The 18836-nt window shown below is 51.6% G+C and carries 18 protein-coding genes; 7 read left to right on the plus strand and 11 right to left on the minus strand.

The genetic code is table 11. The annotated features are described in order from the left end of the window. Nucleotides 1-6: 6 nt before the first annotated feature. The 3 genes from ACEW81_RS07410 to tgt form a co-directional block, all read right to left on the minus strand. Nucleotides 7-1188 carry a thiolase family protein gene (locus tag ACEW81_RS07410; RefSeq protein ID WP_373532493.1) on the minus strand — a complete coding sequence of 394 codons (1182 nt, stop codon included), beginning with the start codon at nt 1186-1188 and terminating at the stop codon, nt 7-9. Between the two features lie 158 nt (nt 1189-1346). Further along, nucleotides 1347-1631, minus strand: a complete 285-nt coding sequence (locus tag ACEW81_RS07415) for a hypothetical protein (protein ID WP_373532332.1) — start codon at nt 1629-1631, stop codon at nt 1347-1349. A gap of 39 nt (nt 1632-1670) precedes the next feature. Then, the gene (tgt, locus tag ACEW81_RS07420) at nt 1671-2801 is read right to left on the minus strand and encodes a tRNA guanosine(34) transglycosylase Tgt (RefSeq protein WP_373532333.1); all 1131 of its coding nucleotides are present in this window, start codon (nt 2799-2801) and stop codon (nt 1671-1673) included. A 198-nt stretch (nt 2802-2999) separates the two neighbouring features. Here tgt and ACEW81_RS07425 point away from each other — a divergent pair, with 198 nt between their 5' ends. Continuing rightward, nucleotides 3000-3209 carry a hypothetical protein gene (locus tag ACEW81_RS07425; RefSeq protein WP_373532334.1) on the plus strand — a complete coding sequence of 70 codons (210 nt, stop codon included), beginning with the start codon at nt 3000-3002 and terminating at the stop codon, nt 3207-3209. An 8-nt stretch (nt 3210-3217) separates the two neighbouring features. On the opposite strand, the gene pheT is transcribed toward ACEW81_RS07425, so the two are convergent. The 3 genes from pheT to ACEW81_RS07440 all read right to left on the minus strand — a co-directional run bounded on the left by pheT (nt 3218) and on the right by ACEW81_RS07440 (nt 8004). After that, nucleotides 3218-5683, minus strand: a complete 2466-nt coding sequence (gene pheT, locus ACEW81_RS07430; RefSeq protein ID WP_373532335.1) for a phenylalanine--tRNA ligase subunit beta — start codon at nt 5681-5683, stop codon at nt 3218-3220. Between the two features lie 2 nt (nt 5684-5685). Next, nucleotides 5686-6750 (minus strand): phenylalanine--tRNA ligase subunit alpha, encoded by a 1065-nt coding sequence (gene pheS / locus ACEW81_RS07435; RefSeq protein ID WP_373532336.1) that lies wholly within the window; start codon nt 6748-6750, stop codon nt 5686-5688. 114 nt (nt 6751-6864) lie between these two features. Next, a complete protein-coding gene (locus ACEW81_RS07440) occupies nt 6865-8004 on the minus strand; it encodes an acyl-CoA dehydrogenase family protein (protein ID WP_373532337.1) in 1140 nt (379 codons plus the stop codon). A 63-nt stretch (nt 8005-8067) separates the two neighbouring features. Here ACEW81_RS07440 and ACEW81_RS07445 point away from each other — a divergent pair, with 63 nt between their 5' ends. Then, complete coding sequence (locus ACEW81_RS07445) at nt 8068-8601, plus strand: hypothetical protein (RefSeq protein WP_373532338.1); 534 nt, start codon at nt 8068-8070, stop codon at nt 8599-8601. 86 nt (nt 8602-8687) lie between these two features. Here ACEW81_RS07445 and ACEW81_RS07450 read toward each other — a convergent pair whose 3' ends face one another. Continuing rightward, nucleotides 8688-10151, minus strand: a complete 1464-nt coding sequence (locus ACEW81_RS07450) for a hypothetical protein (RefSeq protein ID WP_373532339.1) — start codon at nt 10149-10151, stop codon at nt 8688-8690. Nucleotides 10152-10423: 272 nt separating this feature from the next. On the opposite strand from ACEW81_RS07450, the gene purD reads away from it, so the two are divergent. Continuing rightward, on the plus strand, nt 10424-11710 hold the full coding sequence (gene purD / locus ACEW81_RS07455; RefSeq protein WP_373532340.1) for a phosphoribosylamine--glycine ligase: 1287 nt from the start codon (nt 10424-10426) through the stop codon (nt 11708-11710). 7 nt (nt 11711-11717) lie between these two features. Here the strand turns inward: purD and ACEW81_RS07460 are convergent, their stop codons facing one another. Both ACEW81_RS07460 and pyrF read right to left on the minus strand, forming a co-directional pair. Continuing rightward, on the minus strand, nt 11718-13532 hold the full coding sequence (locus ACEW81_RS07460) for an N-acetylmuramoyl-L-alanine amidase family protein (protein WP_373532341.1): 1815 nt from the start codon (nt 13530-13532) through the stop codon (nt 11718-11720). Beyond that, the gene (gene pyrF / locus ACEW81_RS07465; RefSeq protein ID WP_373532342.1) at nt 13529-14302 is read right to left on the minus strand and encodes an orotidine-5'-phosphate decarboxylase; all 774 of its coding nucleotides are present in this window, start codon (nt 14300-14302) and stop codon (nt 13529-13531) included. The genes ACEW81_RS07460 and pyrF overlap by 4 nt, the downstream gene beginning before the upstream one ends. Before the next feature lie 358 nt (nt 14303-14660). Between pyrF and ACEW81_RS07470 the strand changes: the two genes are divergently transcribed. The 3 genes from ACEW81_RS07470 (at nt 14661) to ACEW81_RS07480 (ending at nt 16340) form a co-directional block, all read left to right on the plus strand. Beyond that, entirely contained in the window at nt 14661-15086 is a 426-nt protein-coding gene (locus tag ACEW81_RS07470) for a hypothetical protein (protein WP_373532343.1), read from the plus strand. A 142-nt stretch (nt 15087-15228) separates the two neighbouring features. Then, on the plus strand, nt 15229-15618 hold the full coding sequence (locus ACEW81_RS07475; RefSeq protein ID WP_373532344.1) for a hypothetical protein: 390 nt from the start codon (nt 15229-15231) through the stop codon (nt 15616-15618). Continuing rightward, nucleotides 15615-16340, plus strand: coding sequence for a hypothetical protein (locus tag ACEW81_RS07480; protein WP_373532345.1), 726 nt, complete (start codon nt 15615-15617; stop codon nt 16338-16340). The genes ACEW81_RS07475 and ACEW81_RS07480 overlap by 4 nt, the downstream gene beginning before the upstream one ends. On the opposite strand, the gene ACEW81_RS07485 is transcribed toward ACEW81_RS07480, so the two are convergent. After that, nucleotides 16308-16925: an NUDIX domain-containing protein gene (locus ACEW81_RS07485; RefSeq protein ID WP_373532346.1), complete on the minus strand. Its 618-nt coding sequence runs from the start codon at nt 16923-16925 to the stop codon at nt 16308-16310. The genes ACEW81_RS07480 and ACEW81_RS07485 overlap by 33 nt on opposite strands. Continuing rightward, nucleotides 16912-18045, minus strand: coding sequence for a M20/M25/M40 family metallo-hydrolase (locus tag ACEW81_RS07490; RefSeq protein ID WP_373532347.1), 1134 nt, complete (start codon nt 18043-18045; stop codon nt 16912-16914). The genes ACEW81_RS07485 and ACEW81_RS07490 overlap by 14 nt, the downstream gene beginning before the upstream one ends. Nucleotides 18046-18298: 253 nt before the next feature. Between ACEW81_RS07490 and ACEW81_RS07495 the strand changes: the two genes are divergently transcribed. Then, on the plus strand, nt 18299-18748 hold the full coding sequence (locus ACEW81_RS07495; RefSeq protein ID WP_373532348.1) for a hypothetical protein: 450 nt from the start codon (nt 18299-18301) through the stop codon (nt 18746-18748). Nucleotides 18749-18836: the final 88 nt, after the last annotated feature.

The following is an 18836-nucleotide window of genomic DNA, read 5'->3' on the forward strand; positions in this document are numbered from 1 at the left end:
CGCAGCCTACAACAATTCAATAATCATGGCCGTGGCCTCGCCGCCGCCAATGCACAAGGAAGCCATGCCCCGCTTCTTGCCCGCATCTTTCAGGGCATGAATGAGGGTAACCAGCAAACGAGCACCACTGGCCCCAATAGGATGCCCCAAAGCCACCGCACCACCACGCACATTCAGTTTTTCAGCCGGAATGTTCAAGGATTGCTGGGCCACCATGGCCACAGCGGCAAACGCCTCGTTCACTTCAAACAAATCAATATCATCCACCGATAAGCCCGCTTTTTGCAGCGCTTTTTGCATGGCTCCCACCGGCGCGGTGGTAAACCAGACGGGTTCTTGACTGTGGGTGGCCGATGCCACAATTTTAGCCACCGGCTTCAACTGATGCTTTTCAACCGCCTCGGCAGAGGCCAGCAGTAAAACAGCGGCGCCATCGTTAATGGTGGACGCATTGCCAGCGGTGATGGACCCAGCTTTATCGAAGGCTGGGCGCAGGCCAGCCAGTTTTTCAGGATCCCCTTTGAAAGGCTCCTCATCCCGCGCCACCCACTTGGGTTCCCCTTTGCGCTGGGGAATGCTTACTGGCTCAATTTCAGGCTGGAACACGCCGCTTTCAATGGCCTTTTGGGCTTTTAAATAGCTTTGCTTGGCAAAGTCATCCTGGGCTTCACGGGTAAGCTTGTATTCGGTGACGCACTGCTCAGCGCAGTTGCCCATGTGCAAATCGTTGTAAGGGTCCCATAAGCCATCGTGAATCATGCCGTCAATTAGCGACTGATTGCCCATTTTCACGCCATTTCGCAGGCCTTTCAGGTAATGCGGGGCATTGGACATGGATTCCATTCCTCCGGCAATCACCACATCCTGATCCCCGGCCTTGATGCCGGAAGCAGCCAGCATGACCGCCTTCATCCCGGAACCGCACACTTTGTTAATGGTTAACGCCCCGGTAGAATCGGGAATTCCTGCTTTGAGCATGGCTTGGCGGGCAGGGGCTTGGCCAATGGCCGCAGGCAACACGCAGCCCAAAATAATTTCATCCACCGCTTCCGGGCTAATGCCACTGCGCTTAAGCACCCCTTGAATGGCGACACTCCCTAGTTCTGGAGCAGATACGCCGGACAGTTCACCTAAAAAGCTGCCAATGGGTGTTCTGGCCCCTTGCACGATAAAAACTTCGTTCACAATTTCCCCATTTCTCTCATTCGTTTACTCAAAACTGGTTTACTTTGACTATGTTTTAAAATTGCATTTCAAGGCTATATTTTAAGGTTGTATCTCAAAAAAAGATGGGATGAAATACAGGCAGGCCCGCCAACTTGGCCCCATGCTCTGCCAGCGCACCGTTAAAGCTTGCGGCCTTCCGCAGGTGGTAAGGGATCGAAATTGGGGCAGGCAAAGGCATAAGCGGTCATTTCCACATGGTGAAACTGACAAAGCCCTTTTCCCGCTTCCGCCTCTTCCTGAAAGTGAAGGCAGTGCACACAACGATTGCGACGGCGATCATATTTGCCCTGGCGCTCCATGGAACGGCGATCCTGTTCTTTGCGTCGCTCCCCCTCAATGGGTGGCAGTTCGCAAAATGGAGCCGATGGATAGATGGTGGGTTCTGGCTTGTCCTGTTCCCGCATGAATTGGTTCAGTCCGCTTCTTGAAATACGTTCATTATATCAACTGGCAGAAGCCGTGCTTGGCTTTTGCCCCATCAAGGCCAGCCGTTCCTGATAAAAGTCCTCGAATGTCCCCGCTATAATTTGCCTGCGAGCCTCTTGGGCCAAGGATACCAGCGAATAAATATTATGGATGCTCAGCAAAGTGGCCGCAGTGGTTTCCCCCATGCGGTAAATATGCTTTAAATAGGCCCGACTGTGATTTTGGCAGGTATAGCAGGCGCAATCTTCGACCAGGGGGGCAAAGTCTTCTTTAAACTCGGCGTTACGAATAATTTTTTTACCGTAGGGCGTAAAAAACGAGCCGTGACGGGCCACTCGGGTCGGCATCACGCAATCAAACATATCAATGCCGTGGCGTATGCCCTCTAGCAGGTCCTCCGGGGTTCCCACCCCCATGAGATAACGGGGCTTATTGGCTGGCATCCGAGGCGCGGTAAAGGAAACCACCTGATTCATCTGCATTTTGGTTTCTCCCACGCTGACCCCGCCAATGGCAAAGCCCACTGCGTCAAACTGGGAAACGAAATCCACGCTTTGAATCCGTAAATCCTCGTAAACCGAACCCTGCACAATGGGGAACAAGGCTTGATCGGGTCGGGAATGATGCTCAAAACAGGTTTCCAGCCAGCGATTGGTCATTTCCAGCGATTTTTTGGCGTAATCGTAGTTGGCCGCTCCCGGTGGGCATTCATCAAAGGCCATAATAATATCGGCCCCCAACGCGTTTTGAATGCGCATGGATTCCTTGGGGCCCATAAAATGCTTTTTACCATCTACCAAATCTTTAAAGAAAACGCCTTCCGGGGTAATATCCCGGTGCTTGGCCAGACTGAACACCTGAAATCCACCGGAATCAGTGAGAATGGGCTTATGCCAGTTCATCCACTGATGCAACCCGCCTGCTTTTTCCACCAGCTCGTGACCGGGCCGTAGGTACAAGTGATACGAGTTGGACAGCACGATTTCCGCGCCCGTATCCGCCACCTGCGGCCAGGTGAGGGTTCGCACCGCGGAATGTGTCCCTACCGGCATAAAAACCGGGGTGTGAACATCGCCGTGGGGGGTTTTTAAAAGGCCAGCCCGTGCGTTGTTTTGAGTGGCCTGCAGTTGATAAGAAAAAGCGGTCATTACACTAGATTAGCAAAAACACGACAAAAGCTTGAGAGTCTCCGGGCAGAGGATTGAAAAATCAAGCTCAATCAATTTAATATAAAAACAACTAATTTACATCACCTTACAAACTATCGCCAAGAAGCCCCTCAAATCCGTTAGTGCATTTACAAGGGAATCATAAAAAACGCAAATACCGTGGAGTAGAGATCATTGATGGAACATTCTTCAGAAAAAACGAATCTTCCCTGCGATAAGCGCTACCGAAGCAGCCACTATTTTTTGCAGGATCAACTCCGCTGCTCTGAAGCGGCTGCCGATTTTCGAAGCGTCAAAGAGCTAATTACCAGTGCGGCCAGCTTTAACCTGAAACAGGCATTCCAGTTTCAAGCCATACCCATTCAGTCCAAACAAACCGATTTTTAACGGACTACTTAACGAAAATGAACCGGCAGCTGTTTGGCCAGGGTGTCTTTCAGCTGATTCAGCCGCTGATCAATATCCGCATCCGTCATGGTGGCTTCGCTGGACTGAAAGGTGAGCCGATAAGCCAAACTGCGCTTATCCGCGCCCAACTGTTCCGAGCGGTACTCGTCAAACAGTTCCACCTGACGCAGCAAAGGTTCCTGAACGGCGTTTAAAACCGCCAGCACTTCGTTATTTTTAAGCGTGTTGGGCGCCAGAAACGCCATATCCCGTTTCATGGCCGGGAAATGGGATATTTCAACCGCCTGAGTTACTTGGCGAATTTGCTTAAGCGCCTTATAAATAGTTTCCACATTCAACTCAAATACATACACCGGGTGCCTGAACTTCATGGTTTTCCGCACTTCCGGGTGCAGTTCGCCAATCCAGCCAATTTCCTTAGGCTTCTCCCCCAGAAAAACGCTGGCGGACTTACCCGGGTGCAAGTGACGCACGTCTGTAACGGGCGCAAAACTCAACTGCTTGTCCAAATTCAAGTGGCCAAACAGGTTTTCCAAAATGCCTTTCAGCAAATAGAAATCAGCGGGCTCTTTGCGGTGCCATTCGCCCACAGCGGCAGAACCCGTTATCAGCCCACCCAGACACAAGCGCTCGGCCACGCCCGAATTTTTTAAGTTGGCCTTGCCCAGCTTGAAATAAGTGCGTCCCAGTTCATAAATCCAAACATCCTCGTTACCCTGAGCCTGATTGAACTTGGCCACCTCCAGAATATTGGGCAGCAAGGACTGCCGCATCAGGGTGTGATCGGAGGAATGGGAATTGAGAACGGAAACCAGTTGATCGGGGTTCACCCCAAAGCCGGTTTTATCCAGCAAGGTTTGCCCAATTAAAGAGGTGGTCATCACTTCCTGCAGACCCTGCCCTCGCAGCGCTTCCGCAAGGGATTTTACCATGCGAGCCCGCAGGGAAGGCATGCTGGTGCCGGTTTTTTGCGGCAAGGTATAAGGCACTTTGTCGTATCCGTAAATGCGGATCACTTCCTCAATCACGTCAATCTCACGGCTCACGTCTTCCTGACGGAAAGACGGCACGGAAACCAAAACGCCTTCTTGTCCTTCAGACTCCCGTACGCCGAAGCCCAGTTTTTGAAGAATGGTGTGAATAGCCGCTGTCGGAATGGACAGGCCCAATATGTTTTCAAGGCGCTGATAGTGCAAGGTGATGCTCTGTTCAACCTGCTCTGGCAGGGGGGATTCTACCAAAGCGGTGAATTCAGCGCCCGCATGCTGTTGCAGCAGGGCCACTGCTCGCAGCATCGCTTTGCGGCAATTTTCAATGTCCACACCCCGCTCAAACCGGGCAGATGCCTCTGAGCGAAGCCCCACCGATTTGGCGCTTTTGCGAATGGCAGCCGGTTCAAACCAGGCCGCTTCCAGAAACAGGCTGTTGGACTGGTCATCCATTTCGGTGCTAGCCCCACCCATCAAGCCCGCCATGGCCACCGGCTGATCGTTCATGGCAATCACCACAGAGTCGGGTGTAAGCACCCGCTCCACGTCATCCAGCGTGGTCAGCTTTTCAGCATCTTGGGCGTAGCGTACATCCACCCGGCCCTTGGGGGTCAGCTTGGCCTGATCGAAAGCGTGCAGCGGCTGGCCCATTTCCAGCATGACGTAGTTGGTAATATCTACCACATTGCTGATAGAGCGCACACCGGCCGCCAGCAAGCGACGGCTCATCCAGTCGGGAGCCGCACCCACCTTGACTTGGCTTAACGTAGCGCCCGCATAATAGCGGCACACCTTAAAATCGCTCAACTGAATTAAAATTTCCGACTGCCCACCGGGTTTGGACTCCGTCCAGACTGGCAAGGTCAGAGTGCGATCAAACAAGGCGGCCACTTCACGGGCCACGCCAATCATGGACATTTGATCGCCCCGGTTGGCGGTGGGCGCAATTTCCAGCACCACATCGCCCTGAAGATTCAACACCGTTTTTAAATCCTGCCCCAGTTGCGCCTCGCTGGCCAAACCATCCAGGGGCCAAATGCCATCTTCCCGCTTTTCATACAGGGTTTCCAGCCCCAGTTCATCCAGAGAACAAACCATGCCTGCTGATTCCACGCCACGAATTTTAGCCCGACCCAGCTGAAACAGACTGTTATCCTTACGGCTGATGACCGAGGCCCCTTCCTGGGCAAAGGCAATCAAAATGCCTTCCCGCACATTGGGCGCGCCGCAAACCACCTGGGTTTGTGTGGCTCCCAAACTCACAGTAACCAGTCTCAATTTATCCGCGTTGGGATGCGGGGCAAGCGACAGCACCTTGCCAACCACCACCCCGTTAAACTTGGGGCCAATGTATTCAATGCCTTCCACTTCCAGACCCGAATTGGTCAGGGAACTGGCGATTTCTTGCGGGGTTAGCCCGGTGATATCCACATAATCGTTTAACCATTCCAGAGAAACACGCATGATTAAAGCCCTTTAAACTGGTTGAGAAACCGCAGGTCGTTGTTGAAAAACAGGCGGATATCATTAATGGAATACTTCAGCATGGCCAGCCGCTCAATGCCCATCCCGAAGGCGAAACCGTTGTATTTTTCAGGATCGATATTGACGTTTCGCAGCACGTTGGGGTCCACCATACCGGCGCCCAAAACTTCCAGCCAGCCCGTACGGCTGCACACATGACATCCCTTGCCTTCACAGAAAATACATTGCACATCCACCTCGGCGCTAGGCTCAGTGAAGGGGAAAAAGCTGGTACGAAACCGGGTAGGGCGCTCTCCGCCAAAAAACTGACGGGTAAACTCGTGTAAAATGCCTTTCAGGTCTGAAAAACGCACGTTGTCATCCACCAGTAAGCCTTCCAACTGGTGAAACAAAACGAACTTCCGGCTGTTCACCTCTTCATTACGGTAAACCCGGCCTGGTGAAACCACCCGGATGGGCAGCGGATGATTTTCCATATATCGAATTTGGGCGTTGGAGGTTTGAGAACGCAGCAGCACGTTGCTGGCCACATCCGTATAGTAAGTGTCCTGCATGTCTCTGGCCGGGTGGTGTTCGGGGAAGTTTAACGCATCAAAGTTGTAAAAATCGGTTTCCACTTCCGGGCAAAAATCATCATCAATGGTCTCAAAGCCCATTCCGGCAAAAATGGCGCAAATGTCCTCAATGGTACGGGTAATGGGGTGCTGCCCCCCTGCCGGACGGTAGGTTCCGGGCATGGTGACATCAATGGTTTCCGCCTTCAGCTTTTCGGCAATTTCCGCCTGAACATAACCCTCCAGCTTGACTTCCAGTTCCTGAGCCAAAGCTTCCTGAATTTCATTGGCCAAAGCCCCTACCAAAGGGCGCTCTTCAGGGGTTACATCTTTCAAGCCTCGCATCATGCCGGTAATCCGACCCTTACGACCCAAATATTCAATACGAACCGCTTCCAGGGACTCTTTGCTGCCTGCCGCTCGCAAAGCGGCTTGCGCTTCTTGTCGAACGGCTTCCAGTTCCTGCCTGAGATTGCTTTGTGTGGTTTCCACGGAATTAAATCCTTTATTTCTAAATCTGGCGTATTTCTAAATGCTTAGCGTTTCTCAATTCTAAATATTGTCTCAAGCCTGATGCCTCAGGAAGGCCCCGTAACCGAATTGAAACTAGCTGAGCAAATGCTTGGCGATAATGGTGCGTTGAATTTCGCTGGTGCCTTCAAACAGCGACATCACCCGAGCGTCTCTAAAGTAACGCTCCACCGGGAAATCCTTGGTGTAGCCATAGCCACCGAAAATCTGAACCGCTTCACTGGCGCACTGGTTACACATTTCTGAAGCATACAACTTGGCCATGGAAGCCTCCAAAGCGAAGTCCTTGCCAGCCTCCTTCAGACGAGCCGCATTGTACACCAGATTTCGGGCTGCTTCAATCTTCAGCGCCATGTCTGCCAGCTTGAACTGAATGGCCTGAAAGTTGGCAATGGGCCTGTTAAACTGCTGTCGCTCCTTGGCGTACTGAATAGACGCTTCCAAACAGGCTTCCGCCAGCCCCAGGGAAATGGCCCCAATGCTAATCCGGCCAATGTTCAGGCTTTTCATAAACAGCTTAAAGCCTTGGCCTTCCTCAGAAAGGCGCTGACTGGCTGAAATGCGGCAATTGTCAAAGTGCAGCTCTCCCCAATCACCACCCAGCAAGCCCATTTTTTCATCCCCTTTGGCAATGGTCATACCGGGGGTGTCTCGCTCAATTATAAAGGCGGAAAGCCCTTTGGGGCCGGGCGTTTTGTCATCGGTTCGGGCGGTGGCAATAAACACATGACCAATCAGGGCATTGGTAATAAACAGCTTGGAACCGTTCAAAACGTAATCCTGACCGTCTTTAACCGCCGTGGTCAACCCGGCGCCAGCATCGCTGCCCGCATTGGGTTCGGTGAGGGCAAAAGCCCCAATTTTTTGCCCGCTGACCAAATCTGGTAAATAATGCTGCTTTTGCTCAGCCGTTCCATAATACTGAATGGGCAACCCCGCCAGGGACACATGCACCGATAACGAGGTAGCTAGCGCCGCGGACACCTTGGCGATTTCTTCCAGCACCAAAAAATAAGACAGACTATCCACAGCGGCCCCGCCATACGCCTCTGCAAAAGGCAAGCTGGTTAAGCCGGTTTCAGCCATTTTGGCCCATAAATCTTTCAAAATACCCAAATCGCCGGTTTCCAGCTGTTTCACGACTGGCTTGAGTTCCCGCGCTACAAAATCGCGGGCCAAATCCCGGATACTGGTTTGCTCGTCAGTAAAAAACATGGCGATTCCACTTTCCCAATGATTGGCTGGTAAAACAAACGACTTCTCTATGATAATGGAAAGATGAATGAAACAGGCAACCCGGCAAAATCTCTTCGTGAAAGTCGCATTATTGCCATTTCCGGCAAGCAGTACAGCGGCAAAGATGTTTTGGCCGATCTGATTTTGGCCCGCTTACCGGCATTTCGTAAAACGCCACTGGCTTTGGCCATTAAAATGGAATACGCCAACCAGCACCACTTAACCCTGGAAGCGCTGGAAGCCAACAAAGCCCAGCACCGACCGGGCCTGATTGCCCTTGGCAACCAACGACGGGCCACAGACCCCGATTACTGGCTAAAACAGGTGCTGACCCAACCCGGAAACCTTTTAATTTCAGATATGCGCCTGAAGCGCGAGTATGATTTATTGAAGCAAAAGGGTGCCTTTTTAATCCGGCTGGAAGCCGACCGGGCCATTCGAGCCACCCGAGGCCATATTGTCAGTGAAAACGATCCCACTGAAAATGAATTGGACACGGTAACGGACTGGGATTTAATCCTCCTCAACAATCAATCGGTCCAAGCCCTCAAAAATAAACTGGATTCATTGTTTTAGCCAGCAACTCTTCCTGACCTTTCCATTAAAAAACCCGGCCAAATCAATAGCCGGGTTTTTCGTTGGTGGCTTACTTCAAATTGAAATCAGACACCCAAAAACTTTCTAATCCCTTGGAAACCAGACTGCAGATAACCTCCAAAAAGACCGGATTGAGGTAATTCCAAGGCGGCCTCTAAAATAGATGAGGCTTGCACGTCAGCCTGTTGTACCGGTGCAGGCTGAATCTCGGAGGATAATACCCGCTCCACGACTGGGGGCTGAGGGGCCTGTTTCTTGGGGGTAAGGCCACTCAAAATGCCTGGTTTTTTTGCGGGCACAGTCGCTTCAGCAACCATATTCGCCTGATTCAAACCGGCCTGAAGGAAATCCTGCATCGACTGGCCTTTTGCATGGGTCAACTCTTTTTTGAAGACCTGACGCCCTGCATCCTGACGAATAATTCGGAGTTTACCATTATGCCGCAGCTTCACCAGAACGCCAGCGTCTTTCAGCTCAGTCAAAAGGGGTTGATTGGCGGCAAAGAACTCAGAGGCTTCATCAAATTTTTTCATGCCTTTCAAATCAATCTTCCGGTTAAGCCCAAAGCGTTTTTTGGTCATCAAGCCCGTGCTGATATGCTCGTTTTTGTGGGCCGCTTTGTTGGCAAACGCCAAACCGTCCTCAAAAAATTGTTCAAAATTAGAGGATTTATTGGGGTCAACCACATAAGACCGTTTTTGAGCGTCCGTTATTTTAAGCTGACCGGTTCCCTTTACTTTAAAGGCGGCATTTTCAATCTGCTGCAAGCTATTAAAGGCAGCCTGATGGTCAGCAAATAATTTATTGACCTTCTCATATTTCTCAAAACCATCTTTGGCTACCACGTTTTGCAGCCGATTATTTTTCAAGGCCAATCTTGGGCTAACATGGGGCAGGGGTTGAGAAAGCAATTGAGCATATTGAACCCCATCGTTCACAAATTCCTGATAATTTTGCTTGCTTCTTTTATTGAGCTTGAGTGAACTGATTGATTTACCTTCGGCTGTAGCCTGTTTAATTCTAAATTGACCATTTTTCAGCACTTTGGCATTAAGGCCCTGATTGGCCAATGCGCCCAGAACAGGCTCATTTTGCTCAGAAATGACAGCCCTCAAGACATCATTGTAACGGTCGCAAGTTTTTTGAGTAACCCGATTCCCGGATTTTAAAATAAATTGAGGGCTCAGGTGCGGACTGCGCACTTCAGCACTCAACAGGTCACCAAATGCGTGTCCTATCTGAGCAGCGTCTTCTGCGTAGGTTTCAATCTTTTCCCGACCTCTGGAAAAAGTGGCCTTAATGCTGGGGTGTTTTTGCCCCTCTACCGGATCACTGGTTACCCGAATCTGTTCTTTTTTCCCAAACTTGGGAACCACCACATCAAATTGGGCTTTTGCATCTTGAAGTATAGGCTCTTCAGACATTTTGCCAAAAGCAGCCTTGATTTTTTGTAAGTTTTCAGGATTGGCCCGCTTAATTGTTTTTAGGCTATATCGGCTCAATCGTTGTGCAATAGGGGTGATGGACATAGGGATATGCTCCTTGCCTTGATAGTGATCGCTGCATTTAATTCAAATTAAAAGCCAACTGCTTAAAATTTAGCGTTCGTTAAAATAAAAGATTGCTGTTGTCATTACTAAAACGCCTCCAGTCAGTTATTGCTAGAATACTAATATTTTTTTTTAAACCATACCGCTAATTATTCTATTTTTTGAGGAAGATTCCCGCTTATCTATTAACAGACCACCGCTTTATGGGTATGATGAGCCGGTTGTTTCTCAAGATATTGACGGGTGTCCCCATGAAAATACTTCTCATCGGCAACGGCGGTCGTGAACACGCCCTGGCCTGGTCGCTGTCCCAAAGCAGACACCAGCCACAACTTTACTTTGCCCAGGGCAACCCCGGCATGCAGGCACTGGGACAAAGGCTGGACATTGAAATGAGCGACCTGAACGGCCTGCTGCTTTTTGCCGAACGAGAGCAGATTGATTTAACCATTGTGGGGCCAGAATTACCGCTTTCACTGGGGATTGTGGATCGCTTTCGGGAAAAGGGGCTGAAAATTTTTGGCCCCGATCAAGCGGGAGCCCAAATGGAATCCAGCAAAGTGTTCGCCAAAGATTTAATGGCCGAGGCCAACATTCCGACCGCAGGCTATCGTTTTTGCACCACCCAAGCCATGGCCCTGCAAAGTCTGGATGAATTTCAGGCCCCCTATGTGATTAAAGAAGATGGTTTGGCTGCCGGAAAAGGGGTCACCATCGCCCAAAACCGGCACGGAGCAGAGCTGGCCATTCAGGCGGCCTTTCAAAAAGAAATGCCGGTGGTGATTGAAGAGTTTATGCAAGGCCAGGAACTTTCCATTTTGGCTTTTTGCGATGGAAAAACCGTGCTGCCCTGCATTGCCGCCCAGGATTACAAAAAAGCAGGCGAAGGAAACACTGGCCCCAACACGGGCGGCATGGGCGCTTACGCCCCCGTCCCTCTGGCCTCTCAAGCGCTGATTGACCGGGTTCAGCAAGACGTTTTAAAACCCACCCTACAGGCCTTACAAGCCAAGGGCATTAATTACAGAGGCATTCTTTATGCCGGATTAATGATTTCCCCCGCAGGAGAGCCTAAAGTAGTAGAATTCAACGCCCGCTTTGGCGACCCGGAAACCCAAGTGGTTTTACCCTTGTTAAATGAAGATTTGGTGGATTTAATACTAGCCACCGTAGAGGGCAAGCTGGACCAATACGCCGCCACCGGCCTGCAATTTAAGCCCAACCAGTGCGCCATTACCGTTGTGCTAACCGCAGCCGGCTATCCAGGGCCTTATGAAAGCGGCAAGCCCATTTCGATCCCCGCCCATGTATCCAACGATGTGCATATTTTCCACGCCGGAACCCGGGTGCTGCCCGATCAAAGCCAAGTCACCGCCGGTGGACGGGTGCTAAACATTACCGCATTGGGCCAAACGCTGGAAGAAGCACGAGCCAAAGCATATGAAATCGCCGATCAAATTCACTTTGAAGGCAAGTATTACCGACGAGATATTGCCGCCGAACCGGCCAAAGCGCTCATGGCCGAAGAGGCTGTCTGAGCCATTTTCAAGCTTGCAGACAAAACTGGCGTAAAGCGCTGGCTAGCCTTTGGGCGGCCTGCTTTTGGAACTCAGGCTGAATCAAGCGTTCAAACTCATCGGGGTTGGTAAAAAAGCCCACCTCCACCAGAACGGCCAAGGCTTGATGAATGCGGGTCATATACAAACTGTCGTAAAACAACCCGTAACTGGGCACGGGTTGATATCCGGCCAATGGCTCGGTTAAACCGTTCAACAATTGCTCCGCCAATGGCTTGGAAAAAGCGTGATAGTAAAAACAGCAAGCCCCTTTCGCCTGTAGCGGATCTCGGCCATCGGGCAAGGCGTTATGGTGCAAACTCAGCACCACATGGGGTTGCGTTGCAATGACTTTATCCCCACGGGCAGGTAAGGATACTGTTTCATCGCTGTTTCGAGTCAAAGAAACCTGAAAGCCTTCTTGCAGCAAAGCATCTCTCAACAATCGGCTCACCGTAAGGTTCAAGTTTTTTTCCGGCAAGCCATTCAACCCGGTAGAACCCCATTCCGTACCGCCATGGCCGGGATCAATCAGAACCTTCACCTCAGCAATCTGCCTAGGCAATGTTCTGAGCGTGAACTGCCATTCTCCATCCTGCCAGGCATACTCATAACCGGCCAAAGGCTGGCGCAAATCAATCCACAACTCCAGCACTTGCTCCGCCACCTGCCGCCAATGAATTTGACGAACCACCGCATCATCCGGCGGATAGTGAATAAAATCGCACTGTCCACAAACGCCGTACAACCGCACTTGCAAACGATCCATTCGCTCTGAGGGAATGCTGTCCACCTGAACCGGACAGGCGTTGGCCGGGTGCGAATGAAAGATCAGCCTGATTTGGGAATCGGTGGCCGTTAACGACCGGGTTTTGATAGAAGCCAGCGAAACAGGCGTGTGAGCCGCCCCCGTGGGCAACCAGGCCAGTGCTTCCAGCGGCACGTAAAACACCTCATCCCGGCTTAGTCGGGTTCTAGCCCAGCCCTGATCCAGCCCGTCCACCCAAAGCAGGGTATCCAAGCGTTGGGGAGAGAGACGAGACCCATTGGGTGGGGTGGTACGGGTGACCATTCGATCCTGACGCACCACCGCCGGTTTCGACTGCCTAAGCAAGGTCAGGCGTCCCGGTGTGCTTTTTTGAACAGACGGTTGCCCCTCCGATTTCAAATGCAGCAAAATGCTGGCATTTTCAGGCCACGGCGCTGGGGGCAGGGATTGTTTCAACAGTTCCGCCACCGAAATTTGAGTCTGATAATAGCCTTGAACCGGAATACGCTGACTGACCCAATGCTTTTCCGCAAATATCACGTCCCGAGTATCCAGATACGGTTGGCCCGAAAGCAGCGGCGGCACCGTCACAGGCGTTTCCATCCAGCCGGGAATGGTAAAGCTCACCTGCGCACCCTCGCTGGCCGCACAAGCCACCATCAAGGTATCCTCCGCAGTCAGCCAAACATCCTGCTGGGGAAGTATGGTTTCCTCATGAAATTTTAAGGGCCGTTGGGGCAAAACCGCCAAGGGCGGAACACCCCGCAAGGCAAACAATGCTTGAGCCAAAGGCGGGGTGGATTCATTCAAACGAACTTCCAGCCGCATTGGATTCATTCCGGTATGAATAGGCACCTTCCAGGCGAAAAAACCATGTTTGGAAACGGGAACCGGCGTTTGATTAATCCATAACCGGGCGCCAGAAGGGGCATGGCGGATGCCGCCCATGAGAAAGGTACTGTCCTCATAAATGAGATGCTCCGGGTGCGGGTAAACCACTTCTATCCGGGCATCCTGACCGGGAAGGGTTTTCACGTCAGCGCCTCACGCATCTCATCCAGAATACGCTGGGTGGCGCTGGCCGGATCGGTGGCCCCGGTAATGGGCCGACCCATCACCAGATAATCAGCGCCATTTTTTAAGGCTTGGGCAGGGGTAATTACACGGGCCTGATCATCTGTATCACTTCCCAATGGGCGTATTCCGGGGGTCACCAGTAAAAAATCCGGCCCACAGGCTTCCCGAATGACAGCAGCCTCTTCAGCGGAACAAACCACCCCATCCAGCCCCGCCTTTTTGGCCTGCAAAGCAAGGTGCAGAACGTACTCACTGACAGACACCCCGCTCACAAACAAAAATTCCGCCAGCGCCTGACTCGACAAACTGGTCAGCAGGGTGACCCCAATTAATTTGGCCAGTGGCTGCCCCCCTTGTTCGGCTGCTTTTTGGGCGGAAGCAACTGCCGCCTGCATCATCTCCGGACCGCCCTGCGTATGCACATTCAAAAAATTCACGCCCTGACTGGCCAAAGAGGCCACCGAACCGGACACGGTGTTGGGAATATCGTGCAGCTTCAAATCCACAAACACCGTTTTACCCAGTTGCTGCAACTGGCGCACCACGGCCATGCCTTCTGCGTAAAACAACTGCATGCCCACTTTGTAACTCACCCCCAGCGGTGCCAACTGCTCCGCCAATGCCAAAGCGCTGGCCGCATCGGGATAATCGAGAGCCACAAACAAACGCTCCTCAATAGAAAGCGCTGAACCCGCACGAGTGATCGCTGAACTGGATACGCTAGACATGCCGCAAAACCCTCCGACGTTTTTCCTAAACTAAATGGCCTTTAAATATTCGTTGTTAAACCGTTTGCCTCCAACCGGGGGCGGGTCGGTGAACCCCGCAAGAAACGCAAAGGCCAACTGTGTTTTTATCAATACTGTTTTTATCAATCAGGCTTTTATCATTTTACCGCTTTGAGACCATGATGAGTATGCGAAAAGCCCGCACCCGGAATTCATCAGTGCTGGACAGCGAAATGCCCCACTTGGCGGCCCAGCCGCAAGGAGGCATAAACGTTCAGGGCCACTAACACCAGACTGCCTGATTCAGGTTTAATCTACACACAACCGCCCCAGCTTCCCAATTTCAGGACTGTACCGCATGCCAACCATTTCATCTCCATTTCAAGTGATTAAAGCCAGCATAAACCCTATCAGGACTGCTGCGCCAACTGGCCAAGCCTCCCTTGCCGCCATAAAACCAAAACCACTGGATTGCGACACCCTGCAACTCCGGTTTGGCAATCCCCCCGCTTCGGAAAAAAAGGGCATTCAAAAACTGTGGAATACCACCTGGACCCACCTGAAAGCCGGAGGCAAAGGGGCCTTTAGCGGGTTTTTCAATGCCCAGCATAAAAAATGGGATGCCGCTTATGTCATTGGCGGATTTTTGGCCACCTTGCCATTTGCCGCGGCCATTCCCGGATCGCATCTGATTTTACTGCCGCTACTGTACTTGGGTAGCCGAACGATTAATGGCGTTTACCGGGGTTTAAAAGGTTTAATTAAGCCTTCATGGATTGAATAAACCAAGCTTTTATTACAGCCAGCGTATACTCTATCAAACACTGGGGCAGCCTCCACTGACAACAAATCAGAACCACAGGGTTTTAATGGTTGAAGCATAGTGCTAAACCTGAGCTTCACCACTCATCAACCGGAGTCTAAACATGTCTGTTGTGCGTTCCATTCAGCCTCAACCCTCTAAAAGCCAGCCCGCCTTGGCCCCCCAAAGGAGCAGGCAGGTACCTCAGCAGGCTGAAATCCAGACCGATTCCGTACGGTTTGGCACCCCAACCACGGTGGAGCCCAAACCGCCCAACCGCTTTAAAATCGCCTTCCAAACAGCATTTAAAGCACGCTCCCTGATGCATGACGCCTTATGGGGCGTTGTGCTTAGCTTGCTGACCGCTATTATTCCCCCTCACGCCCATGCTTTATTGATGTTTCCAGCCAGTTTTGCGGTGGGCATTACCTTGCGAGGCGTTTCCGCCCTGATGAATCCACAAAAAGCCCTCAAAGAACTTCAAGAGGCGTCCAAGCAAGGGCTTTCCAAATGACGTTGCCCATTTCACCCAGTGCTGCCCCCTGCCTGACCAGCCCGGCCAAAAGAAGCGCTCAGCAAGCCCCCCCAAAGCTCAGCAAGCCTTCCCTTCACTTTGGGGACCCCACCCCGGTGAAAACGGCTCAAAGCACAAAAGCCCCTGCTTCTCAGCCAGCCCAGCCTCCTGCGGAACCCGGCGTTTTCAGCAAAATCCGCTGGACTGGCGCATGGAATGCCTTAAAAACCGATTTAACCACCCCCCGATGGTGGCTTCAACATGCCGCCATTGCCGGTGCCATAACACTAGCCACCTGTTGGCTGCCCGGTTCACAATTAGTCACCATACCGCTATGGTTTGGGGTAGAAGCTGCGCTATCCGCTTACAAAGGCCATAAGCACTATAAAGATTACCAAACCACAACCCAAGCGCCTCAACCAGCCGAAAACGAGAAAAAAGACACCTCCTGGACAGCCCAACAAAAGCGAAGCGGTGCCTGGAACGGATTAAAGCAAGGTGTTAAAGAGGGCATTACCAAAAACTTTAAAACCAAACTGCTAGTCAGCGGAGCGGTTTGTCTGGCCACTTGCTGGCTACCCGGCTCTCAACTGATTTTAATTCCAGCCATGTTTAGCACCTTTGCCGCCTGGGATGGCATTCAGAGGGCGTTTCAGGGTTACGACAATCCGGGGGCCTTTTCCCCGGCGTTAAAGCAAGCCGGGAAAACAGAGGCAAAGTAGCGCAACCGTTTTAGCGTCTACAATTTCCCGATCTCGAATTTTACGCATGGCCACTTCCGGGGTTAGCATTATCACGTCCAGCCACTCCTGATCGCTGGGCTGATGGGCCTTGTGTCCGTTGTGTAAGCCCGTGGCCTTATACAACCAAAGCTTTTCATCGCAAAAACCGGGGGCGGTATACACATAGGTCAGCTCTTCCCAGTGCCGGGCCTCGTACCCGGTTTCTTCCCACAGTTCCCGCCGAATGGCCTCGCCCGGGTCCTCAGGAACCCCATCGGTCCAGTCCAGCTTGCCTGCAGGCAATTCCAACAAGGTACGTCGCAACGGATAACGCCACTGCTCCACAAACACAATGTGTCCATCATCCAGAATGGGGCAAACCACAACCCCGCCGGGATGCTCCACCACTTCTCGCTCCACAGTGGCCCCGCTGGGATGCAAGGCCTGATCCACCCTGAGCTTGGCCACTCGCCCGGTGTGAATCACTTGGGAGCTCAGCGTTTTCTCCTCAAAATGAGAACCGGATGGCGGGGTTAAATGGCCTACCTGAGGGGCTTCAGGCTGAGAAGGATCAAAAAGGCTCATGGGCAAAGGTTTCCAAAATATTCATTAAAAATTGACAACAAAGCACCATTTCACTGAGGCGAACCCGCTCTTTTAAAGAATGCGGCTCCATGTAACCGGCGCTCAAAACCACACCGGGCAAGCCTCGTTTAACAAAAATATTGTTGTCGCTGCCGCCATTGGTGCGGATAAACTGAGGCTCCAGACCCGTTTTAAGGGCCGCGCTCACCACATGCTGTACCCCCGCATGGGTTTCATCCACCCGGTAGGCATCAAACCGGGTTTGATAGTGAAATTTATAACCCGTACCCGGCAAAGTGGCGGTCACATCGGCCAATACCTTTTCAATGTGAGCCAGTTCCCGCTCCAGGGTCAGGGGGTCATGCCCTCTCAGTTCGCCTTTAATGACGGTTAAATCCGGCACTATATTGGTGGCCTTGCCCCCGGTTAAAAAGCCGATATTGCTGGTGGTATTTTCATCAATACGCCCCAACCGCAATTGGGAAATAACCCGAGAGGCAAATACAATGGCGTTTACACCTTGCTCTGGCATAATGCCCGCATGAACGCTTTTGCCCCTGCACTCAATTGTAAATTCGATATAAGCAGGGGCCTGATTAATAATAACCCCCTGCTTGCCAGTATGATCCAGCGTAATGGCAAAATCCGCCTTCAGGCTTTCCGCCGATAGCTCTTTAGCCCCTGCCAGAAACACTTCCTCGCGGGTGGTAAAAATAAGGCGCAGTTGGGGCATGGGCAATTGATGATCTATTGCGAAAAAAACCGCCTCTAAAATAGGGGCCAAACCCGCTTTGTCATCCGCTCCCAATACGGTGGTGTTGTCAGAGGTGATCATCCGATCGCCATCCAGTTCCTCGATAATGGGCTGAATTTGATGACAAGGCGGCACCACATCCATATGCCCTGAAAACACCAGAATTTGCGAATGGGAGCAGCCCTGAGCCGGGATATCCACAATGAGATTTCCGCCCGCATCCGTATGATGCGCCAACCCTTTTGAGGCCACCCGATCGATTAAATAGTCTCGCAAGGCGTCTTCTTCACCGCTGGGGCTGTCAATACGCACCATGTCCAAAAAAGTCTGGAGCAGTTGCTCTGTGTCTATTTGCAATGTATTCATGGGGGCATATTAACAGAAACACCAGACCTTGTCTCAGGCGGCTTTCTGGAGAGATAGTACCTTGCGCTGGCCCCCATCAAAGCGTCCCAAAAATCCGAACAGAAAAACGTTTTTAACTGGTTTTTCGCAATTAATAAAGTCCCTTTTCAGGCAATTTTCCAGCATTACAGTCTATGTTACTTTCGGACAGTGAGGCCCTAACACGGCAATGCTTACCAACAGTTCGCCATCAACGAAAGAGGGGAGGGGTTTAATGCCCAGTATTGAAATTATGAATTACAAAGTCTCCACAGCCATTCAACGCTTTAGCTCTGGCACCCAGTTTGAACGGGTTTTGGACTTAGAAAGCGAGCGTTTTTACCATGGCCTGTACTACCGCATTACCTTGGCATTTCATACCAATTTTTCAGGAAACTGGAGCAGCCCAGTGGTCGGCTATCTCAGTGAAACGGCCACTTTCACCCCCCGCATTGTGGGCTGGCTTGATTTAAATGAATTTAACTTTTATTACGAGATGCTTCGCAGCGAAAAGCCGGTTTTCCTCAATTACACCCTGCAAAGCGGCACCAGTGGCTACCTGAGTAAAATTGGCTTAAGCACTTTAAAAGAACCACTGGGAGAAGGCCCCACGGATACCTCCGAAGCCCTTTCCATTGTGCGGCCAGACTTACAGGGAGAATTGCTCCCTATAAGCAATCGATAAAGCGCAAAACCCGCAGCGCAAACTGCCTTTAAACCGCAAAGCCGGTTGCTTTGTGCATCCACCGGAGACTGTGTTAGCATAACCACAT

The sequence above is a fragment of the Vampirovibrio sp. genome (assembly GCF_041737375.1).
Taxonomy (GTDB): domain Bacteria; phylum Cyanobacteriota; class Vampirovibrionia; order Vampirovibrionales; family Vampirovibrionaceae; genus Vampirovibrio.